Origin of the sequence: Kribbella sp. NPDC051770, from assembly GCF_040681455.1 — a bacterium.
In the GTDB taxonomy this organism is placed as follows: domain Bacteria; phylum Actinomycetota; class Actinomycetes; order Propionibacteriales; family Kribbellaceae; genus Kribbella.
In genome coordinates, this window is the sequence record NZ_JBFAYT010000001.1 from 633671 (window position 1) to 654299 (window position 20629).

Genomic DNA, 20629 nt, shown 5'->3' on the forward strand with positions numbered 1-20629 from the left:
CTACTAGCGGAGGCCGAACGCGCGGTCGACCGTCTGCACCACGCTGTTGCCTGCCGCGTCCCGCGCGGCGGTGCGCAGGGTGACGTACCGCGCCTTCGACGGCGCGTCCACCTGCGCCCGCCAGGTCGAGCCCGAGCGGTCGGTCCGCAGCGTCCGCCAGCTCGCGCCGTCGTCGTACGAGACCTCCAGCGAGGCGCTGCTGATCTTGCTGGCTCCCACTGCGCCCGGCAGGTGCGACGGCGTCACCGACACGCTCGTACGCCGGTGCGCCCGGCCCGACACGTCAGTGGCGACGCTGTAGTCCAGCTGGATCAGCGGGAGCGTCTCCAGCTGGGTGTAGTCGCCCTGCGCCGACAGGAAGCCCCACTCGGTGTGCGTCTTCGGCGAGTACGGCCGGGTCGGCAGGACGCGACTGCTGTCCACGTCCAGCCGGTACGGCAGCCGCTCCGGCGAGACCTCTGCGAACAGGAAGTCGGAGCCCTCGCTGACCAGGGTGTCGCCCTGGTACAACGCTGTCTTCAGCGTGAGCTCCCCGAACGCGGTGCCCTCGTGAGCGCCGGTGCCCCACGCAGGCAGCCCGAAGACGTTGACGAGGTCGCCGATCCGGGACGGCGGCGTCGACATCGGGTTGTCGCTCAGCAGCCGCGGCCGCCGGATCCCGGCGAACCAAGTCTCCTTTGTGGTACTGCGTGCCGGGTAGGCCCGCGCCGAACCGAACTCGCTGAGGTCGCCCGGCACCACCGCCTGCGTCAGCCACTTCACCTTCGGACCAGCGGTCACCCACACCGTGTGGTCGCCCTGCGCGAGCACCACCGTGCTCGCCGGACCGACCGCCCAGCTGCCGTCGGGCGACAGGTCGTAGCGCACGTCCAGCGCCTCGCCCGGCATCACGTCGCGGTAGGACTCGTCCAGCCGCGCCAGGTCCCGCGTGCTCGGCCGGTAGCCGGGGTCGCGCGGGATCGCACCCTCGTGGTGCTGCACTAGGTCGTACAGGTACTCCGGGTACGGATGCGACGTCAGCTTGACCGTCCGGGAGCCGTGCCGCAGCTCCAACAGCAGCCGCTTCCCGGCATCAGTCGGCAGCGAAGCGACCGGAAGCGTCGGCGCGTCCTCCAGCGGCAGGTCGGCCCAGGCATCCAGTACGCCGTACCCGTCGTGGATGATCAGCAACTGCTTGGCGCCGGCCTTCGCCGCCGCCTTGGCCTGGTCCACTGCCGCCACCTGGTCGTTGCGGAGCACCACGGCGACCTTGCCGCGGACAGAGGTGCGCTGGAAGTCCTGCGCCGTTCCCTTGCCCAGGTAGACCAGCGTGCTCGCGCCGTTGCTCGCCTTGAGCTTCGGTGACAGGCTCTGCACCTGCGGCGTCCACGAGTGGTTGCCCGAGGCAATCGTCACCGCGGGCTGCTGCTCGCGCCAGCGGCTGGTGAACGTGTACGACCCCTGGGTCACCTTGCGGGTCGGCGTCGCCCAGACGCTGTCGTACCGCCACCACTCCAGCTGGTAGCTGTCGAAGAACTCGTGCAGGTCCGGGTAGCTGCGGTACTGGTCGATCCGTACGCCGTTGTTGGTGGTCGGCTGCGGCGCGACCGCGCCGACCTTGCGCAGCGCGGAGGCGTCGAAGGTGAGCGTCCGGTCCTTGCTGAGCACCAGCTCGGGCTCGCTGAGCAGGGCCCGAGCCAGTGAGTGCGGTCCGTCGAGCCCGGCGACGTCGGCGTACATCCAGACGGCGTACGTGCTGGGGCGGATGCTGAGGTCCAGGCGGCCGGTGTCGTCGACCAGGTAGGCCTTCGGGACGGTGTCGCGGAGGACGTCCTTCATGATCACTACACCGGGCAGTGCCGAGCGGTCGCGGTCCTTGCCGTTGATCGTCAGGTTGACGCGCTCGCTCTGCTTGCTGACACCAACTGGCGTGTGCAGCTCACCAGCAGGACCAGTGGCGGTCAGCATCGCGCTGTAGCCGGCGTCCTCGACAGCAAGGTCCAGATGCGCCTGTACGCCGACCGTCGCGGTCCCGTGCGCGGGCACGGTCACCTGCGACGACGTGAGCGTCAGCAGCCCGGCAGGAACGCCAGGAGCGGTCACTGCCAGGTTCAACGTGACCGGCTCGGCCGCGGTGTTGGTGTAGACGACGTCCTTGGTCTGCACGCCGCTGGACGGATAGGGGAACTTCGCGAACAGGAAGGCCGAGCCGGTGGCGAACACCGTGCTCCTGACCGCGTTGGCGACGTCGAGGCGGCCGCTGCCACCGGCGTACGGGCTGATGGCGGCGGTGCGCTTGGTGGTGCTGACCAGTGCGTCCTTCAGCTGCGCACCGGTCCAGTCGGGGTGCACCTTGGCCAGCAGTGCAGCTGCACCAGCGACGTGCGGCGTCGCCTGGGAGGTGCCACTCATGGTCAGGTACGATCCCTCCCCCTCCGGCGCGTACTGCGACCGAGCAGCCAGTACGTCGACGCCCGGCGCGATCAGCTCCGGCTTCAGCGCCGAGTCTCCGAGCCGCGGCCCACGGCTGGAGAAGCCGGCCAGCCGGTCGGAGGTGTCGACCGCACCAACGGTCAGCGCGGCGTCGGCCGCACCAGGAGCACCGATGCTGTACGGCGCGGGCCCGGTGTTGCCGCCGGCGATGACGAACAGCGCACCGGTCTCGGCGCTCAGCCGGTTGACCGCCTGGCTCAGCGGGTCGGTCCCGTCGGACGCGGCCTCCGAGCCGAGGCTCATGTTGATCACCTTGGCGTGCTGGTCGCGGGCGGCCCACTCCATGCCCGCGAGGATCCACGAGTCCTGGCCGCCGCCGTCGTCGCCGAGGACCTTGCCGATCCGCAGGCCCGCGCCGGGCGCGACGCCCTGCTCCTTGCCGCCGGAGGCCGCGCCGGTTCCGGCGATGGTCGAGGCGACGTGGGTGCCGTGGCCGTGCCGGTCGGTGACGTCCTGACCCGGTACGAAGCTCTCCGACGCCTTGATCTGCCCCGCGACGTCCGGGTGCTGGGCGTCGATGCCGGTGTCCAGTACGGCGACGTCGACGCCCTGGCCGGTGTTGCCGCCCTGCCAGACCTCCGGCGCGCCGATCTGCGCGGTGGTGTCGGCCAGCGACGCCTTCACCTTGCCGTCCAGCCAGACCTTGGCGATCCCGGCCGACTTGCTGGTGACAGCGGACCAGAACGACTCGCTGCGGTCAGCCTCCAGCGCGGCGCCCTGGATGCTGCTCAGTGCGCGCGTACGCCGGGCACCGGGCGGCACCGCCTGCTTGCGGGCGGCGGCGTCGGTGTAGGAGACGATCAGCGGCAGCCGGGGCGTCTTGGCGTCGTCGTAGCCGTCGGCGATCAGGTCGGAGACGTTGAACAGGCCCTCGTCCAGCACACCGGAGGCGACGTACGGCATGGCGGCGTCGGGGTAGACGTAGGTGTCCTTGCCGACCGTCATGATGTGCGCGCCGGCCGGGCCGCCGGTGGGCTTCTGGACGGTGGCGGTGGTGTGGCCGTCGGCGGTGGTGGTCGCGGTGACCTTGTCGCCGGTGATCAGGGTGACGGTCCGGGTCTTGCCGGTGCTGCTGCTTGTGCTGGTGCTGGGCAGAGTCGGGGCGGCCTCGGCCGGGGCGGGCCAGGCCGCGGTGAGCAGCGCGAGCGTGACGCCGAGCGCCACCACTCCACGGCCGTTGGTGCGGAATCGGGACAAGGGGACTCCAAGAGGGGTGCAGGGGTTCCCCGCATTACACGCGTGGCGCCCCGCCCGCTGCCATCGATCTGCCCTGGCGCAAAGCTGACACGACCAATTCGGACAGCTCGTCCAGCAGCTGGACAGCCGTCAGAGCCAGCCGCGGTCCCGCGCGTGCCAGCCGAGCTGCAGGCGCGAGCGCGAGTTGGTCCGCTCCATCAGCAGCTGCACCCGGCGCGCTACCGTCCGCCGGCTGATCCCCAGCCGGACACCTGCCGCGTCGTCGGTCAGCCCGGCCACCAGCAACGACAGCAGGTACCTGTCCTCGGCCGACATCGGGTCCTCCGCCGAGAGCCTGTCCTCGGCCGTCACGACGAGCGGACTGGCCCGCGACCAGACGGTCTCGAACAGCGCGACCAGTGCGTCCAGCAGGCCGCAGGGGTGCACCAGTAGCGCAGCGTCGCGCGCAGGCGTTGCCCAGTCGAGCGGCAGTAGCGCCAGCTCGCGGTCAGCTACAGCCAGCTTGGTCGGCAGGTCGTCGACGATCCTCGCCTGCTCACCAGCACGCACGTGGCTGACCGCGCTGGCCGACAGCAGCTCCTCGCTGAGCGCTGAGCTGTCGTAGACAACCCGGTACGCAACGCCCTCCGCCTGCCGAGCGAGCTGGGTCCTGTTCACCTCAGCCGTCGCGGCGTACGGCGGTGCCACCAGCTCGCGCACCTGCTCCCGGGCCGCGCGCTGGACCCTGTCGAACGCCAGCCCGACCGCCGTCTGCCCGGAGACGATCTCGATGAGCTCCTCGGTCCGCCGGTCACTGGCCAGGTTGTACGCCGCCGCAGTCAACCGGTACGCCGCCTCGCGGACCCGCTCGAGCTCCTCCTCCTGGCGCTGCACCAGCTGCTCCACCGCGAGATCAGGCGGCACCGGTACGACCAACTCCCGCGGCGGAGGCGTGCGGTGCACGAACCCCTCCCGCTGCAGCGCGTCGACGGCCCGCAGTACGTCCGCCTCCGACAGCCCGACCCGGTCGGCCAGCTCGGACGGGGTCGCCGACCCCTGCCGCACCAGCGCCAGGTACGTCGCCTCGTTCTCGGTCCCCAGCCCAGTGGATCTCAGCATGCCCGCCCCATCCGCCCACAACTCAACCGACCGATGACAACGATGTACCGGCCCGGACGAATTCTAGAAACCGTTTGCCGATTCGGCACCCCAGCGTCCAGGAGCCGACACGACCCGGTCGCCGAGGCAACCTGTCCCGCCCTTGTGGTCGACACAGTGCCGCACCGGCTGCTCGGGTACGGGGCTGGACGCTTCGGGCGGTTAGCCTCGGGGCATGAGCGGATCTCCGGCGCGTGTGTACGTGGCCCGGTTGGCCGGGTTGCCCGTGTACGACCCGAACGGGGACCAGGTCGGCAAGGTGCGTGACGTCGTGGTGATGCTGCGGCAGGACACCCAGCCGCCGCGGGTGCTCGGGCTGGTGGTGGAGGTGTTCACGCGGCGGCGGATCTTTCTGCCGATGACGCGGGTCACCTCCGTCGACGTGGGGCACGTGATCACCACCGGGCTGCTGAACATGCGCCGGTTCGAGCAGCGGGCGACCGAGGTGCTGGTGCTCGGCGAGCTGCTCGACCGGACCGTGACGATCCGCGAGACCGGCGCCTCCGCGGTCGTGTTCGACCTGGCGATGGAGCAGTGGCGGACGCGCGACTGGGTGCTGTCCAAGGTCGCCGTGACCGAGGGCGCCAAGCGGTTCCGGCGGCGCGGGCAGTCGCACGTGCTCGACTGGTCCGACGTCAGCGGGTTCGCGCAGACCGAGGAGGCGCAGGGCGCGACCCACATGCTCGCGGCGATGGACACGATGAAACCCGCCGACCTGGCCGGCGTACTGCACGAGCTGTCGCCCAAGCGCCGCAAGGAGATCGCGTCGGCGCTGAACGACGAGCGGCTGGCCGACGTACTGGAAGAGCTGCCCGAGGACGACCAGGTGGAGATCCTCGCCGGGCTCGACACCGAGCGGGCCGCGGACGTGCTCGAGGAGATGTCGCCCGACGACGCCGCCGACCTGATCGCCGAGCTGCCGACCGAGACGGCCGAGCGGCTGCTGACGCTGATGGAGCCGGACGAGGCCGAGGACGTACGCCGCCTGCTGACGTACGAGGAGCGGACGGCGGGCGGACTGATGACGTCGGAGCCGGTGATCCTGCCCGCGGACGCGACCGTCGCCGACGCGCTCGCGCATGTGCGCAACGCGGAGCTGAGCCCGGCGCTGGCGGCGATGATCTACGTGTGCCGGCCGCCGCTGGAGACGCCGACCGGGCGCTTCATCGGCATCGGCCACATCCAGCGGCTGCTGCGCGAGCCGCCGTCGGCGCTGGTGTCCGGCGTACTGGACACTGACCTGGACGGGCTGCGGCCGGACGACGGGCTGCAGGCTGTCAGCAAGTACCTGGCGACGTACAACCTGGTCGCCGCTCCCGTGCTCGACGACGAGGGCCGGCTGCTCGGCGCGGTCACCGTCGACGACGTACTCGACCATCTGCTGCCCGACGACTGGCGCGGCTCCGCACAGCAGGAGGTGGACCGGGATGCCCCGTGACGACCGCGACGACCGCCGTACCGGCCGGTCCCGCCAGGACGGCCGCTCCGGCCGCTCGGACGACCGCCGCTCGGAGGAGCGCCGCCTGACCCGCCCGGCCGCCGGCCGCCTCGACGTCCCCCGCGAGCTGCGCCGCACGCTGGTCCGCCGCCGCGCGTACGACGCCGACGCGTTCGGCCGGCTGTCGGAACGCATCGCCCGCTTCCTCGGCACCGGCCAGTTCCTGGTCTACATGACCGCGACGATCCTGTTCTGGGTCGGCTGGAACATCTTCGCGCCGGAGAGCCTGCGCTTCGACCAGTACCCGTTCATCTTCCTCACCCTCGCGCTCAGCCTCCAGGCGTCGTACGCCGCCCCGCTGATCCTGCTCGCCCAGAACCGCCAGGAGGCCCGCGACCGCGTCCAGTACGAACGCGACCGCGACGTCGACGCCCGCACCCGCGCCGACATGGAGTTCCTGGCCCGCGAGATGGCCTCACTGCGGATGTCCGTCGGCGAGGTCGCCACCCGAGACTTCCTCCGCTCCGAGCTCCGCTCGCTGCTCGCCGACCTGGACAAGGACCGGGAGGACGACCGGGTCTAGTACGGCGTCCGCGCGACCAGGCACTGCCCGGTGAACTCGGTCGACGTGCCCAGCCGCAGCGGATCCACCGAGTACGCCGCGGCGATCTCCGGCGCGAGGTCGAACCGGACCGACTTCCACTCCTCGGGGTCCTCGTCCGCCAGCCTGCTGACCTCGAGCTCCAGCGGCTCCCCGATCGTCAGCAACTCGTCCCCCGGCTCTCCTCTGGCCACGAAGCGCCGCCGGACGACGCCGTCCTCCGCCAGCAACCACGCCGACCCGTCGGCCTGCAGGCCGAAGAAGTACGCCTGCGCCCGCCCGTACGTCGTACTGAGCGCCTCACACACCCGCCTGGTCGTCGGTCGGAACGGCCATCCAGTGCAGCCAGCAGGGCTGGAAAGGTACAGGGAGATCGGTCGTCACAGCGGTCCTGCCCGTCGTTCCGGTGGCCTCGGCTATCGCTCGGTGGACGGATCATAGTTCAAGCCTTACTTAGGGTTGCCTTGCCGGAGGTACGTCACACGGACCGTGGTGGGAGGGTTGTGGGGCACCACGTAGCCTGTGTGCATGGCTCCCTCTGCTGACCAGGTGACCGCGGCGCTCGGGTCTGTGATCGACCCCGAGATCAAGAAACCGATCACCGAGCTCGGCATGGTCGAGTCCGTGGTGGTGAAGACCGACGGTGTGGTCGCGGTGAAGATCCTGCTGACCGTCGCCGGGTGCCCGATGAAGGACACGTTGCGGCGGGACACGATCGCCGCCGTCAGCGCGCTGGACGGCGTCACCGGGGTCGAGGTGGAGCTCGGCGTGATGTCGACCGAGCAGCGGGCGGCGTTGCAGACGCAGCTGCGCGGTGGGGTCGCGGAGAAGGAGATCCCGTTCTCGCGGGCCGACTCGCTGACCAAGGTGTTCGCGATCGCGTCCGGCAAGGGCGGCGTGGGCAAGTCGTCGGTGACGGTGAACCTGGCGGTCGCGATGGCCGCGAAGGGGCTGTCGGTCGGCGTCCTGGACGCCGACATCTACGGGCACTCGGTGCCGGCCATGTTCGGGGTCGCCGACGAGCGGCCGACCGCGGTCGACGACATGATCATGCCGGTGCCCGCGCACGGCGTGAAGGTGATCTCGATCGGGATGCTGAAGCCCAAGCGCGACCAGGTGGTCGCCTGGCGCGGCCCGATCCTGGACCGGGCGCTGGTGCAGATGCTCGCCGACGTCTACTGGGGCGACCTCGACGTCCTGCTGCTCGACCTCCCGCCGGGCACCGGTGACATCGCGATCTCGGTCGGCCAGCGGCTGACCAGCGCCGAGGTGATCGTCGTGACCACGCCGCAGGAGGCCGCCGCCGAGGTGGCCGAGCGGGCCGGCACGATGGCCCAGATGGTGCACCAGCGGGTCGCGGGCGTGATCGAGAACATGTCGTTCCTGCCCTGCCCGCACTGCGGCCCCGAGCACCGGATCGAGATCTTCGGCACCGGCGGCGGCCTGCGCGTCTCCGAGACTCTCTCGGCCCGCCTCGGCTACCCGATCCCCCTGCTCGGCGAGATCCCCCTCGACGAGCGCCTGCGCAGCGGCGGCGACCTCGGCAAGCCGCTCGCCGTCGCCGACCCGGACACCCCGGCCTCCAAGGTCATCGCCGACATCGCCCAGCGCCTCGGCGGCAAGCCCCGCGGCCTGCTCGGCCGCCAGTTGGGTCTGTCACCAGTCGGTCGCTGACCCCCGAGTACCGCTTGAAACCTCCCCCGGCGGAGTTGGCCAACGTCCGCCGGGGCGGAACCATCGCGTGCCGTCCAGCACTTGTAGTGATCGTCCGATCCACTACAAGTGAGGATTCACGTGGCGAACAACTACGACGTCGGCCGCCGGCGTCTCCTGCAGGCGTTCGGGCTGACCGCCGCGGCCGGGCCGTTGGCGATGGCGAAAGCCGATCCGGTGCTGGGCGCTTCGCTCGGGTACGACGAGAGCAAGGGCGTCGACCCCACGGCGTACCGGGCGCCGACCGGTCTCGCCCTGAGCAGCAGCGCCAAGACCACCGCGCTGGCCTGGCTCGACGCGAACAAGGCCGAGGTGATCCGCCTGGCCGACGACATCTGGCAGTACGCCGAGCTGTCCCTGCGCGAGTGGAAGTCGTCGCTCGCGACCGCGGCGCTGCTGCGCAAGTACGGGTTCACCGTCCAGTGGGGCGTCGGCGGACTGCCCGCCGCCTTCGTCGCGACGTACGGGTCGGGTGGACCGGTGCTGGGCTTCAACGCCGAGTACGACGCCCTGCCGGGCCTGTCGCAGCAGCGGGGTGCCAGTAGCCACGACCCGCTGGTCTACAACTACGACGCCTACGGGCCGACGTACGGCGCTGGTCACGGCGACGCGCACAACCTGCTCGGCGCGGGCTCGACGGCCGCGGCGATCGCTGTCAGCCAGGCGATCCGGGCCGGTGGGCTGAAGGCGACCGTGAAGGTGTTCGGGACGACCGGCGAGGAGCAGCTGGTCGGCAAGCCGTACCTGGTCAAGGCCGGCGTGTACGACGGGCTGGACGCCTTCCTGGACTGGCACCCGTTCAACAACTCGCTGGCGTTCTGGAACACCACCAGTGCGCTCAGCTCGGCCACGTTCACCTTCCTGGGCGCCGCCGGGCACGGCGCGAACCCGCTGGGCAACAAGAGCGGGCTGGACGCGGCGCTGCTGATGGCGACGATGACGGAGTACCTGCGGGAGAAGAACGTGGCCGCGTCCGGCCGGTTCCACTACGCGGTGATCAACGGCGGCGGGGCGCCGAACGTCACCCCGGACATGTGCTCGATCTGGTACTTCGTCCGCGAGGGCAGCCCGGCGCGGGTGCAGGTGCTGTACGACAAGATCGTCGAGTGCGCGAAGGCCGCCGCACAGGCCAGCCAGACGAAGCTGGCGCACAAGTTCCACTCCGCGACCTGGAACACGCTCGGCAACAAGGCCGGCGCCGAGCTCCTCAACGAGAACATGCAGCAGCTGGGCGCCCCGGTGTTCAGCGCCGCCGACCAGGAGCTGGCCAAGGCACTGCAGCGATCGGTCGGGAAGCCGGAGGCGGGGCTGCCGACCGGGCTGGTCCCGCTGACTCCCCCGGCTCCGGCGTTCGGTGGCGGGATCTCCACCGACACCGCCGACGTGAGCTGGCGGACGCCGGTGGTGACGGCCCTGGTCACGACGTTCCCGACCGGGCTGCCGAACCACAACTGGACGGTGACGTCGACGGCCGGCAGCTCGATCGGCCACCAGGGCATGCTGTCGGCGGCGCGCTACCTCGCTGCGACGGCCGTCGACCTGATCCAGCAGCCGGAGCGGCTGGCCGGGCTGCAGCAGGAGTTCGCGGACCGTACGGCGGGCGTCCAGTGGGCGAGCCTGATCCCGGACAACCAGCAGCCGCCGGTCTACGAGCCGCCGGCCGACTTCCTGGCGGCCACCGGTCTGCACTGGCCGCCGCCGAGCATCCGCTGGCCGGTCCCCGAGGTGGTCGCGGCCGAGCAATTGGGGACGACCGGGCCGAACCTGGCTCCGGTCACCTGAGCGGGCGGCCGGTGCGCCGTCACGAGTTGCGGAACGCGGTTGCCCGGTTGCGGAACGTGCCGAAAGTCTTGACGAGGGCTGTGACAGTCCGGTATTTCTTGCTGACAACGATGTCACACCGCCCGTGACAGCGCCGTCCTGACCGTAGCCCTGCCCCGCTCGGTCGTACGCCGTCCGCCGCCCTGGACGACGTGCGCCGGGCGGGGTGCGGCCGCGTGCGGTGGCGTGCTGTCCCGACGTCGAAGGACCGCCCGTGAAGAAGTCACGTCGTACTGCCGCCGTTCTGGCCGGCTCACTGATCACCGCACTGGTCTCCACCGCGCTGGCCTCGGCAGTGCCGAGTCCGTCTCCGCAGTACGACGGCCGCCCGACCACAGCGCCACCGAGCACGGCACCGCCGGGTCTCAGGGCACAGGAGGCGGTCGGGCAGAGCCGGATCACCAGCAGCTCACCAGACCCCACTGAGCACGTCGACCCGCTGATCGGCACGTCCAACCTCGGTGACGTGTTCCCCGGCGCGGTCATGCCGTTCGGGATGTTCTCCTTCAGCCCGGAGACGAGCCGCGGCAACCAGTTCCGCACCGCGGCACCCGGCGGCTACCTGTACGACGCCACGCGCATCCGCGGCTTCAGCCTGACCCACATGTCCGGCACCGGGTGCGCCGGCGGCTCCGGCGACATCCCCATCTTCCCGTATGCCGGCAGCGTCACCACCTCCCCGCAGACCGACGCCAAGGACGAGGTGTACGCCAGCACGTTCTCCCACGCCAACGAGATCGCCAAGCCCGGCTACTACAAGGTCGGCCTCGACTCCGGCGCCACCGCCGAGCTGGCCGCCACCACGCGCACCGGCGCAGCGACCTTCACCTTCCCCGCCGACAAGGCCAAGTCCCTCCTGTTCCGTACGGCGAACTCGGAGGTCGGCTCCAGCGACGCCCAGGTCACCATCGACCCGGCGAAGCGCACTGTGACCGGCTCGGTGACCAGCGGCAACTTCTGCGGCTACCTGGCCTCCGTCGGCCAGCGCAGCTACTACACGCTGCACTTCGTCGCCCAGTTCGACCAGCCGTTCGCCAACCACGGCACCTGGAAGGACGCGGCCGTCAGCCCGGGCAGCAACTCGGCCAGCGGCGGTACGACGTACGGCAGCGACGGCTGGATGCCGGCCGGCAAGGGCTCGGGGGCCTACCTCGGCTTCGACAGCAGCACCGTGAACATGCGGATCGGCATCTCCTACGTCAGCAAGGCCAACGCAGCAGCCAACCTGGCCAAGGAGAACCCGCGCGGCCAGTCGGTCGCCAAGACCGCGGCCAAGGCCAAGCAGGCTTGGCGCGACCAGCTGAACCGCATCGAGGTCACCGGTGGCGCCACCGCCGACCGGACCACCTTCTACACCGCGCTCTACCACGCGCTGCTGCACCCGAACGTCTTCAACGACGTCAACGGCCAGTACTGGGGCTTCGACCAGAAGCCACACCAGCTGAGCCGAGGCCAGCGGAACCAGTACGCCACCTTCTCCGGCTGGGACGTCTACCGCTCGCAGGTCCAGCTGCTCACCCTGCTGGAGCCGCAGCGAGCAGGTGACATCGCCCAGTCGCTGCTCAACCAGGCGCAGCAGAACGACGGCATCTGGGATCGCTGGACCCATGCCTCCGGCAGTACGGCGGTGATGACCGGTGACCCGTCAGCACCCGCGCTGGCCGGGATCCACGCGTTCGGCGGCACCAACTTCGACGTACGGGCCGCGCTGAAGTCGCTGGTCAAGGCGGCGACGGTTCCGACGGCGAAGGACCTGAGCTCGGCCGGCAAGCCGGTGATGTCGATCGGGCAGCGGCCGTCGCTCGACAAGTACCTGGCGCTCGGCTACATCCCGACCAAGTCGAACGCCTGGGGCGGCGCGGTCGAGACGCTCGAGGACACCACCGCCGACTTCGCCCTCGCCGAGCTGGCGAAAGCCGTCGGCGACCGGAAGACCGCCGACAAGTTCGTGAAGCGCTCGCAGTACTGGCAGAACGTGTTCAACCCCGAGAACGGCGGCTACATCCAGAACCGCGACGAGAACGGCGCCTGGCCGGCCTTCACCCCGGCGACGCAGGACGGTTTCGCCGAGGGCAGCAGCGCGCAGTACACCTGGATGATCCCGCACAACCGCGCCGGGCTGTTCGACGCGATGGGCGGCAAGGACGCGGTCAACCAGCGGCTCGACGCGTTCTTCAAGGACGCCGACGGGAACTGGGCACTGACCAAGTCCGGTGACCTGCACGCCGAGATGGACAACGAACCGTCGATCAACACGCCCTGGATCTACAACTACAGCGGCCAGCCCTGGAAGGCGCAAGAAACGTTGCGTCAGGCAATGACTCAGCTGTGGAACACCAGCACCGGCGGCATCCCCGGGAACGACGACCTGGGCGCGATGTCGTCCTGGTACGTGTGGACCGCGCTCGGCCTGTACCCCGAGGTGCCGAGCCGCGCCGAGCTGCAGGTCGCGGCGCCGCTGTTCCCGCGCGCGGTGATCCACCGCGACAAGGGCCGCACGATCCGGATCAACGCGCCGGGTGCGTCTACCGCGGCGAAGTACGTGCAGAGCCTGCGCGTCGACGGCCGGTCGTCCTCGAAGCCCTGGCTCGCAGAAAGTTTCGTCCAGCGCGGCGGCACGCTCGACTTCAAGGTCGCCACGACGCCGAACACCGCCTGGGGCGCGGCCGCGAAGGACGCGCCGCCGTCGTGGCGGACCGGTGAGATCCCGTTCCAGACCTCGACGGACATCGGCCGCCTCGTCGTCGCCCCCGGCACCACCTCCGAGCCGGTGACGGTCAAGGCGCACCGACTCAGCGGCACGGCGACCAGCGTCTCGTACGCCGTGATAACCCCCGCGGGCCTGACCGCGTCCCCAGCGAGTGGCAGCTTCACGGTCGACCAGTCCGGCGGCGCACCCGTGCGCATCACCGCAGCCCCCGGTACGCCGGACGGCCGCTACCCGGTGACGGTCGCGCTCAAGGCGGCCGACGGGACGGTGCTGCCGCGGCTGGGCTTCACCGTCGTGGTGGGTCTGCCGAACTCGTTCTCCGTGCTCCGCGAAGGTGTGGCGGCGTCCGACGACGCCGGTGACCACACCGAGGCCGACTACGACGGCGGCGGCGTCAGCTACTCGCGGCAGGCGCTGGCCGCGGCCGGGCTCACCCCTGGTAGCACGGTGACCAAGGAGGGGCTGACGTTCACCTGGCCCGGCGTACCGGTGGGTGAGCCGGACAACGTGCCGGCTGACGGGCAGCAGCTCGACCTGGCGCTGCCGGCCGGCACCACGAAGCTGTCGTTCGTCGGCAGCGCGGTGAACGGGAACCAGCAGGCGACCGCGACCTTGCGGTACTCCGACGGCTCGACCAGCGCGATCGACCTGTCGTTCAGCGACTGGACGCTGGGCGGTGGCGGCGACACCGTGCACTTCGGGAACCTGGTGGTCGCCTCCACGCCGTACCGCAACGAGTCGGGCGGTGGACGCGACAACGTGGCCACCCACATCTTCGCCACCACGCCGGTTCCTGTTGCCGCGGACCGGATTCCGGTTAGCGTGACGCTGCCGGAGAATCGCGACCTGCGGATCTTCACGCTGGCCACCGGTTGATCCCGAACCGCCCTGGAGGAGAACCACGATGAGAGCCAAAAGCGTCATCGCCTGCGCCGCACTGAGCGTCGCAGGCCTGCTCGCCACCACCGGTACGGCACTGGCCGCCGTACCGGCCCCCGGCCCGGCGCCTGCCGAGGCCCCGCTGCAGCTGGGCGTCCAGCCCGGCTCGGCGCCGGCCGAGGTCGCACCGGCCCAGGCCGGGAAGCCGACCACCCCGACCGGGACCACGACCGGTCCGTGCCAGTACACCGCGACGCCCGACGACCCGTCGCCGCGCCCGGTGTCACTGCCGCCGGACCCGACACCGACGCCGTCCAAGGGCGTGGTGAAGGTGCTCGTGGCGACGAACCAGGGCCCGATGCTGCTCACCCTGGACCGCGCCAAGGCGCCGTGCACGGTGCAGAGCTTCCTCCACCTGGCCAAGAGCCGGTTCTACAATTTCACCACCTGCCACCGGCTCACGCTCTACCCGACCCTGAAGGTCCTGCAGTGCGGCGACCCCACAGGCTCCGGTGAGCGCGGCCCCGGCTACAGCTACAAGGACGAGCTGCCGGTCGGCCTCCCGATGTACCCGAACGACCCGCCGACCAGCCCGGCTCGCCTCTACGCCCGCGGCACGCTGGCGATGGCGAACGCCGGCCCGAACACCAACGGCAGCCAGTTCTTCCTCACCTTCGGCGACTCCCGCCTCCGCCCCGACTACACGATCTTCGGCACCATCGACCCCCTCGGCCTGAAGGTCCTCGACCGGGTCGCCGCCGCCGGCACGGTCGTCACCCCCGACAACCCGGACAACCTCGACGGAGCACCGGTCCGCAAGACCGACATCCTGATCGCACAGCGCCTGGGCTTCTGAGCAAACAGCCCCACAGCCGATGGCTGTGGGGCTGTTTCATGCCCTGCGCTTGGGCACGTGCGGTCGGTACGGCGAAACCGTCGGGTCGTCCGGGATCCAGAAGCGCCACGGGTTGTCGGCCGCGTCCCGGAGACCCACTCGGGGGCCGGTGGACGGGACTCCGTCGAAGCCCGGGCCTGGGAGCAGCTGGACGGCGGACGATTTGGCGAGGAGGTCGGTGCCGTTGGGGGTGCGGTCGGTGATGCCGAGGGCTACGCAGAGGCGGGCGGGGCCTCGAGCGAGATCCCGGTCCGGGTTCGGCGTACGCCGGGTCGGGCGGCCCGGAGAACGCCCGGGGGTCGCCTGGTTGAACTTCGCCGGGGGTTCAGGAGCGCCGCGGCGGCTGCGGGCCAGCTCGATGCCTTCGATGACCTCGCCGGCGCGGATCAGCGCGGCTGAAGGCTGCCCGTCGGGGCCGAGGACGACGTTCATGCAGTAGTGCATGCCGTACGTGAAGTACACGTAGAGAAACCCGGCCGGCCCGAACATCACCGCGTTCCGCGGAGTCTCGCCGCGGAAGGCGTGCGAGCCAGGATCGTTCGCGCCGTCGTACGCCTCGACCTCGGTGATCCGTACGGCGACGGTCCCCTCGTCGGTGGTCCGGCGCACGACCATGCCGAGGAGTTTCGGTGCGACCTCGAGGACGGGACCGGCCAGCAGAGTACGGCGAACGGGCATGCCAGGACCCTACTGGCCGATCACAACCCGATCAGCCGAGGCGCTCGGTGAAATCGGCAGCGCGCGAACGCAGCTCCGCGAGCTGCTCGGCGACGCGCTCCCCCGCGGTCCCGCCGCGGGCGTTGCGCGACGCGACCGAGCCCTCCACCGTCAGCACCGACCGCACCTCCGGCGTCAGCTGCGGCGAGATCGCCGCCAGCTCGGCGTCGGTCAGGTCCCACAGCTCGATCCCGCGCTTCTCGCACTCCTGGACACACGCACCGGCCAGCTCGTGCGCGATCCGGAACGGCACCTTCTGACGGACCAGCCACTCGGCGATGTCCGTCGCCAGCGAGAACCCCTGCGGCGCCAGCTCCTCCAGCCGCGCCGTGTCGAAGACCAGCGTCCGGATCATCCCCGTGAACGCCGGCAGCAGCACCTCGAGGGTGTCGACGGAGTCGAAGACCGGCTCCTTGTCCTCCTGCAGGTCGCGGTTGTACGCCAGCGGCTGCGCCTTCAGCGTCGCCAGCAGACCGGTCAGGTTCCCGATCAGCCGGCCCGACTTGCCGCGGGCCAGCTCGGCGATGTCGGGGTTCTTCTTCTGCGGCATGATCGACGACCCGGTGGAGAACGCGTCGTCGAGCCGGACGAAGCCGAACTCCTTGGTCGCCCAGAGGATGATCTCCTCGGCCTGCCGGGACAGGTCGACGCCGATCTGCGCGGTGACGAACGCGAACTCGGCGACGAAGTCCCGGGCCGAGGTCCCGTCGATCGAGTTCGGCGAGGAGTTGGTGAAGCCCAGCTCGGTCGCCACGAACAGCGGGTCGAGCCCGAGCGAGGAGCCGGCCAGCGCACCAGCCCCGTACGGCGAGTCGGCCGCGACGCGCGCGTCCCACTCGGCCAGCCGCTCCAGGTCGCGGATCAGCGGCCAGGCGTGCGCGAGCAGGTGGTGCGAGAGCAGCACCGGCTGCGCGTGCTGCAGGTGCGTGCGGCCCGGCATCGAGACGCCGAGGTGCTTCTCGGCCTGGTCGGCCAGTGTGCCGACCTGGTCGAGCACGAGCCGCGCGATGATCCGGCCGTGCTCGCGCAGGTAGCTGCGGAACAGCGTCGCGACCTGGTCGTTCCGCGAGCGCCCGGCCCGCAGCCGCCCACCGAGCTCCGCACCTAGCCGCTCCAGCAGCCCGCGCTCCAGCGCGGTGTGCACGTCCTCGTCGGCCTCAGCGGGCAGGAACGCACCGGACAGTACGTCGGCCAGCAGCTCGTCGAGCCCGCGCAGCATGCCCTCGAGGTCGTCGTCGGTCAGCAGTCCCGCGCGGTGCAGCACCTTCGCGTGCGCCTTCGACCCGGCGATGTCGTAGGGCGCCAGCCGCCAGTCGAAGTCGGTCGACTTGCTCAGTGCCGCCAGTGCGTCCGCCGGCCCGCCGGCGAACCGGCCGCCCCACAACGCCGCACTCTCTCCCGTACTCATCCAGCAATCCTCTCAAAGTTGCAAGCAGCAACTAGCTCGGGTCCTTCTCCGTGCGCGCGGCCAGGCTCAGGAAGCGCGCCGCCAGCGCCTCACCACCGACCGGGTTCCGCGACACCACCATCACCGTGTCGTCCCCCGCGATCGTCCCCAGCACATCGTCGAGCCCCACATGGTCGATCGCCGACGCGAAGTACTGCGCAGCCCCCGGCGGCGTCCGCAGAATCACCAGATTCGCGCTGCCCTCCGCCGAGACCAGCAGCTCGGACGCGACCCGCGCCAGCCGCGCCTCGAACGCCGCAGCCTCACCGGCCCGCGGGCTGCGATCGCCACCCTCACCCGGTACGGCGTACACGAGCTGGCCGACCGCGTCCCGCACCTTGACCGCGCCGATCTCGACCAGGTCGCGCGACAGCGTCGCCTGCCCGACCCCCAGCCCGGCCTCGGCGAGCAGGTCGGCGAGCTCGGTCTGCGACCGCACCGGCTGCCGGCCGAGCAGCTCGACGATCCGCTGCTGCCGGGCGGTCTTGGTGGTGGGCGCGATCAGGGTGCGCGGCTGTTCGGTCATGAGGAGAAGTTTCGGGCCAGCAGCCAGGACAGCAAAGCCTTCTGCGCGTGCAGCCGGTTCTCCGCCTCGTCCCAGACCACCGAGTCGGGCCCGTCGAGGAAGACCGCGTCGATCTCCTTGCCCCGGTACGCCGGCAGGCAGTGCAGCACGATCGCGCCGGGGTTCGCCTTCGCGACCAGCTCCTCGGTCACGGAGTACGGGACGAACGGCGCCTCGCGCAGCTCGGCCTCGGCCTCCTGACCCATCGAGACCCAGGTGTCGGTGGCGACGACGTCCGCACCCTCGACCGCCTTGGAAGCGTCGTCGGTCCAGCTCACCGAACCGCCCGTCTCCGAAGCGATCTCGACCGCCTTCGCGAGGATCGCCGGGTCCGGCTGGTACGCCGCCGGCGAGCCGATCGCGACGTGCATCCCGGCGGTCGCGCCGCCGAGCAGGTACGAGTGCGCCATGTTGTTCGCGCCGTCGCCGAGATAGGTCAGCTTCAGTCCCGCCGTCCGGCCCTTGTGCTGCCGGACCGTCATCAGGTCGGCGAGGATCTGGCACGGGTGGAACTCGTCGGTCAGCGCGTTCACCACCGGCACCCGGGAGGCGCCGGCCATCTCCTCGATCCGGGTCTGCCCGGCGGTCCGCCAGACGATCGCGGCGACCTGCCGTTCGAGCACCCGCGCGGTGTCGGCGATCGGCTCGCCGCGTCCGAGCTGCGAGGTCTGCGCGTCGATGATCAGCGGTACGCCGCCGAGGTCGGCGATCCCGACCGCGAACGAGATCCGGGTCCGGGTCGACGTCTTGTCGAACAGCACCGCCACGGTCTGCGGCCCGGCCAGCGGCTGGTGCGCGAACCTGTCCTTGGCCAGCTGCTCGGCCAGCGTCAGCACCTCGTCCTGCTCGACGGGACTCAGGTCGTCGTCCCGCAGGAAGTGCCGGGTCATCTAAACCTCCACCTTGTCGAGGATCGCCGGGAGGGCGGCCACGAAACTGTCCACGTCCGCCTTGGTCAGAATGTACGGCGGCGCCAGGCGCAACGCGTCGGGAATCGGGTTGTTGATCACAAATCCCGCGTCCAGGGCCAAAGCGGCGATCTGGTCGGAGACCGGCGCCGTGAGCTGAACAGCCAGCAGCAGACCGCGGCCGCGAACGCCGGCGATCAGTGGGTGGTTCAACGCCTCGACGGACGAGGACAGATAGTTGCCGACAGCACTCACGTTCGCCAGCAGGTCGTCCCGCTCGATCACCGTCAGCACCGCCAGCCCGGCGATCGACGCGACCGGGTTCCCACCGAACGTCGTCCCGTGGTTCCCCGGCTCCAGCAGCGCCGAAGCCGCCCCGAACCCGAGGCAGGCCCCGATCGGGATCCCCGCGCCCAGCCCCTTCGCGATCGTGACCAGGTCCGGCACGATCCCCTCGCGCTGGAAGGCGAACCAGTCCCCGGTCCGCCCGACGCCGGTCTGGATCTCGTCGATCCACAGCAGCGCACCGTGCTGCGCCGTGATCCGCCGCGCCGCCTGGAGATAACGGTCCGGCGGTACGACGACGCCGTTCTCGCCCTGGATCGGCTCCAGCACCACCGCGGCGGTCTCGTCGTCGACGGCCGCCTCGAGCGCGGCGGCGTCGCCGTACGGGACGAAGGTGACGTCACCGGGCAGCGGCGCGAACGCCTCCCGGTACGCCGGCTTCCAGGTGATCGCGAGCGCGCCCAGCGTCCGGCCGTGGAAGGCGCCGACCGTGGAGACGATCTTGGTCCGCCCGGTCTTGCGGGTGATCTTGAACGCCGCTTCGTTGGCCTCGGTCCCGGAGTTGGTGAAGAACACCTTGCCGTCGGGCGCGTCGATCAGCGAGAGCAGCTTCTCGGCGAGCGCGATCTGCGGCGCGGAGGCGAAGAAGTTCGACACGTGGCCGAGCGTGGTCAGCTGGCTCGTCACCGCGGACACGACGAACGGGTGCGCGTGGCCGAGCGAGTTCACCGCGAGCCCGCCGAGCAGGTCGAGGTACTTCTTGCCGTCGGTATCCCACAGGTAGGCGCCCTCACCACGGACCAGCACCCGCTTCGGCGGCCCGAAGGTGTTCATCAGCGACTGCGTGTAGCGCTCGGTCAGAGCCGCGCCGGTGGCGGTCAGGTCGCCGATCTCGGCGGGCATGAGTTCAGTCATGAGGGAATCACCTGGGTTCCACTTCCGGCGTCGGTGAAGATCTCGAGCAGCAGCGAGTGCGGGACGCGGCCGTCGATGACGGTCGCTCGGGAGACGCCGGACTGGACGGCGCGCAGGCAGGCCTCCATCTTCGGGACCATGCCGGAGGCGAGCGACGGGAGCAGCTCGGCCAGCTCGGCGGTGTCGATCTGGGTGATGATCTCGTCGCTGTCCGGCCAGTTGCGGTAGAGCCCCGCGACGTCGGTCAGTACGACGAGCTTCTCGGCACCGAGCGCTACTGCCAGCGCGGAGGCGGCGGTGTCGGCGTTCACGTTGTGCGCCTGGCCGTCCTCGTCCGGCGCGATCGTGGACACGACCGGGATTCGGCCGGCGTCGATCAGGTCGATCACCGCCTCGGGCCGGACGTCGACGACGTCGCCGACCAGGCCGATGTCGACCGGTTCACCATCGATCACCAGGCCGCGCCGCTCGGCGGTGAACAGCCCGGCGTCCTCGCCGGACATCCCGACCGCGAACGGCCCGTGCGCGTTCAGCAGGCCGACCAGCTCGCGGCCGACCTTGCCGACCAGCACCATGCCGACGACGTCCATCGCCTCCGGCGTGGTGACCCGCAGCCCGCCGCGGAACTCGCTGTCGATGCCGAGCCGGCCAAGCATCTCGCTGATCTGCGGGCCGCCGCCGTGCACGACGACGACCCGGACCCCGGCGTACCGGAGGAAGACGATGTCCTCGGCGAAGGCCCGCTTGAGCTTCTCGTCGACCATCGCGTTGCCGCCGTACTTCACGACCACGGTCTTGCCGTGGAACTCCTTCAGCCACGGCAGCGCCTCGGTCAGGACGGCGGCCTTCTCGACCGCGTTCGCGTGGGCTGACAAGGAGTCGATCGTGTCGGTCATGGGGCCTCCCGGTCTGGACTGAGGAGCGTAGGG

Annotated in this window: 15 protein-coding genes; 6 read left to right on the top strand and 9 right to left on the bottom strand. The window is 70.7% G+C overall.

What is annotated here, in order from left to right:
- Positions 1–3: 3 nt before the first annotated feature.
- Complete coding sequence (locus tag AB0M01_RS02965; protein WP_363665169.1) at positions 4–3669, bottom strand: S8 family serine peptidase; 3666 nt, start codon at positions 3667–3669, stop codon at positions 4–6.
- Positions 3670–3798: 129 nt separating this feature from the next.
- Positions 3799–4767: a helix-turn-helix domain-containing protein gene (locus tag AB0M01_RS02970; RefSeq protein ID WP_363665170.1), complete on the bottom strand. Its 969-nt coding sequence runs from the start codon at positions 4765–4767 to the stop codon at positions 3799–3801.
- Between the two features lie 214 nt (positions 4768–4981).
- Between AB0M01_RS02970 and AB0M01_RS02975 the strand changes: the two genes are divergently transcribed.
- Together AB0M01_RS02975 and AB0M01_RS02980 are read left to right on the top strand one after the other, a co-directional pair.
- Entirely contained in the window at positions 4982–6244 is a 1263-nt protein-coding gene (locus tag AB0M01_RS02975; protein WP_363665171.1) for a CBS domain-containing protein, read from the top strand.
- Positions 6234–6827, top strand: coding sequence for a DUF1003 domain-containing protein (locus AB0M01_RS02980; RefSeq protein ID WP_363665172.1), 594 nt, complete (start codon positions 6234–6236; stop codon positions 6825–6827). Before AB0M01_RS02975 ends, AB0M01_RS02980 begins: the two co-directional genes overlap by 11 nt.
- Here AB0M01_RS02980 and AB0M01_RS02985 read toward each other — a convergent pair.
- The gene (locus AB0M01_RS02985; RefSeq protein WP_363665173.1) at positions 6824–7153 is read right to left on the bottom strand and encodes a hypothetical protein; all 330 of its coding nucleotides are present in this window, start codon (positions 7151–7153) and stop codon (positions 6824–6826) included. The genes AB0M01_RS02980 and AB0M01_RS02985 overlap by 4 nt on opposite strands.
- A gap of 220 nt (positions 7154–7373) precedes the next feature.
- Between AB0M01_RS02985 and AB0M01_RS02990 the strand changes: the two genes are divergently transcribed.
- From AB0M01_RS02990 to AB0M01_RS03005, 4 genes are all read left to right on the top strand, one after another.
- Positions 7374–8519: an Mrp/NBP35 family ATP-binding protein gene (locus AB0M01_RS02990; RefSeq protein ID WP_363665174.1), complete on the top strand. Its 1146-nt coding sequence runs from the start codon at positions 7374–7376 to the stop codon at positions 8517–8519.
- A 108-nt stretch (positions 8520–8627) separates the two neighbouring features.
- Positions 8628–10340 carry an amidohydrolase gene (locus AB0M01_RS02995; protein ID WP_363665175.1) on the top strand — a complete coding sequence of 571 codons (1713 nt, stop codon included), beginning with the start codon at positions 8628–8630 and terminating at the stop codon, positions 10338–10340.
- A 253-nt stretch (positions 10341–10593) separates the two neighbouring features.
- Positions 10594–13965: a GH92 family glycosyl hydrolase gene (locus AB0M01_RS03000; RefSeq protein ID WP_363665176.1), complete on the top strand. Its 3372-nt coding sequence runs from the start codon at positions 10594–10596 to the stop codon at positions 13963–13965.
- A gap of 28 nt (positions 13966–13993) precedes the next feature.
- A complete protein-coding gene (locus AB0M01_RS03005; RefSeq protein ID WP_363665177.1) occupies positions 13994–14824 on the top strand; it encodes a peptidylprolyl isomerase in 831 nt (276 codons plus the stop codon).
- A gap of 36 nt (positions 14825–14860) precedes the next feature.
- On the opposite strand, the gene AB0M01_RS03010 is transcribed toward AB0M01_RS03005, so the two are convergent.
- The 6 genes from AB0M01_RS03010 to argB are packed head-to-tail and all read right to left on the bottom strand — an operon-like array spanning position 14861 to position 20596.
- Positions 14861–15541, bottom strand: a complete 681-nt coding sequence (locus tag AB0M01_RS03010) for a DNA-3-methyladenine glycosylase (protein ID WP_363665178.1) — start codon at positions 15539–15541, stop codon at positions 14861–14863.
- Positions 15542–15572: 31 nt separating this feature from the next.
- Positions 15573–16988, bottom strand: coding sequence for an argininosuccinate lyase (argH, locus tag AB0M01_RS03015; protein WP_363665179.1), 1416 nt, complete (start codon positions 16986–16988; stop codon positions 15573–15575).
- 31 nt (positions 16989–17019) lie between these two features.
- Positions 17020–17553 (bottom strand): arginine repressor, encoded by a 534-nt coding sequence (locus tag AB0M01_RS03020; protein WP_363665180.1) that lies wholly within the window; start codon positions 17551–17553, stop codon positions 17020–17022.
- On the bottom strand, positions 17550–18482 hold the full coding sequence (argF, locus tag AB0M01_RS03025; RefSeq protein ID WP_363665181.1) for an ornithine carbamoyltransferase: 933 nt from the start codon (positions 18480–18482) through the stop codon (positions 17550–17552). Before argF ends, AB0M01_RS03020 begins: the two co-directional genes overlap by 4 nt.
- On the bottom strand, positions 18483–19700 hold the full coding sequence (locus AB0M01_RS03030) for an acetylornithine transaminase (RefSeq protein ID WP_363665182.1): 1218 nt from the start codon (positions 19698–19700) through the stop codon (positions 18483–18485).
- The gene (gene argB, locus AB0M01_RS03035) at positions 19697–20596 is read right to left on the bottom strand and encodes an acetylglutamate kinase (protein ID WP_363665183.1); all 900 of its coding nucleotides are present in this window, start codon (positions 20594–20596) and stop codon (positions 19697–19699) included. Before argB ends, AB0M01_RS03030 begins: the two co-directional genes overlap by 4 nt.
- Positions 20597–20629 lie beyond the last annotated feature (33 nt).

Coding starts and splice junctions, on each gene's coding strand:
- AB0M01_RS02980 (WP_363665172.1), top strand. CDS start 6,234: ATGCCCCGTGACGACCGCGACGACCGCCGTACCGGCCGGTCCCGCCAG.
- AB0M01_RS02990 (WP_363665174.1), top strand. CDS start 7,374: ATGGCTCCCTCTGCTGACCAGGTGACCGCGGCGCTCGGGTCTGTGATC.
- AB0M01_RS03005 (WP_363665177.1), top strand. CDS start 13,994: ATGAGAGCCAAAAGCGTCATCGCCTGCGCCGCACTGAGCGTCGCAGGC.
- AB0M01_RS03030 (WP_363665182.1), bottom strand. CDS start 19,700: ATGACTGAACTCATGCCCGCCGAGATCGGCGACCTGACCGCCACCGGC.
- argB (WP_363665183.1), bottom strand. CDS start 20,596: ATGACCGACACGATCGACTCCTTGTCAGCCCACGCGAACGCGGTCGAG.
- argF (WP_363665181.1), bottom strand. CDS start 18,482: ATGACCCGGCACTTCCTGCGGGACGACGACCTGAGTCCCGTCGAGCAG.
- AB0M01_RS03020 (WP_363665180.1), bottom strand. CDS start 17,553: ATGACCGAACAGCCGCGCACCCTGATCGCGCCCACCACCAAGACCGCC.
- AB0M01_RS02975 (WP_363665171.1), top strand. CDS start 4,982: ATGAGCGGATCTCCGGCGCGTGTGTACGTGGCCCGGTTGGCCGGGTTG.
- AB0M01_RS03010 (WP_363665178.1), bottom strand. CDS start 15,541: ATGCCCGTTCGCCGTACTCTGCTGGCCGGTCCCGTCCTCGAGGTCGCA.
- argH (WP_363665179.1), bottom strand. CDS start 16,988: ATGAGTACGGGAGAGAGTGCGGCGTTGTGGGGCGGCCGGTTCGCCGGC.
- AB0M01_RS02970 (WP_363665170.1), bottom strand. CDS start 4,767: ATGCTGAGATCCACTGGGCTGGGGACCGAGAACGAGGCGACGTACCTG.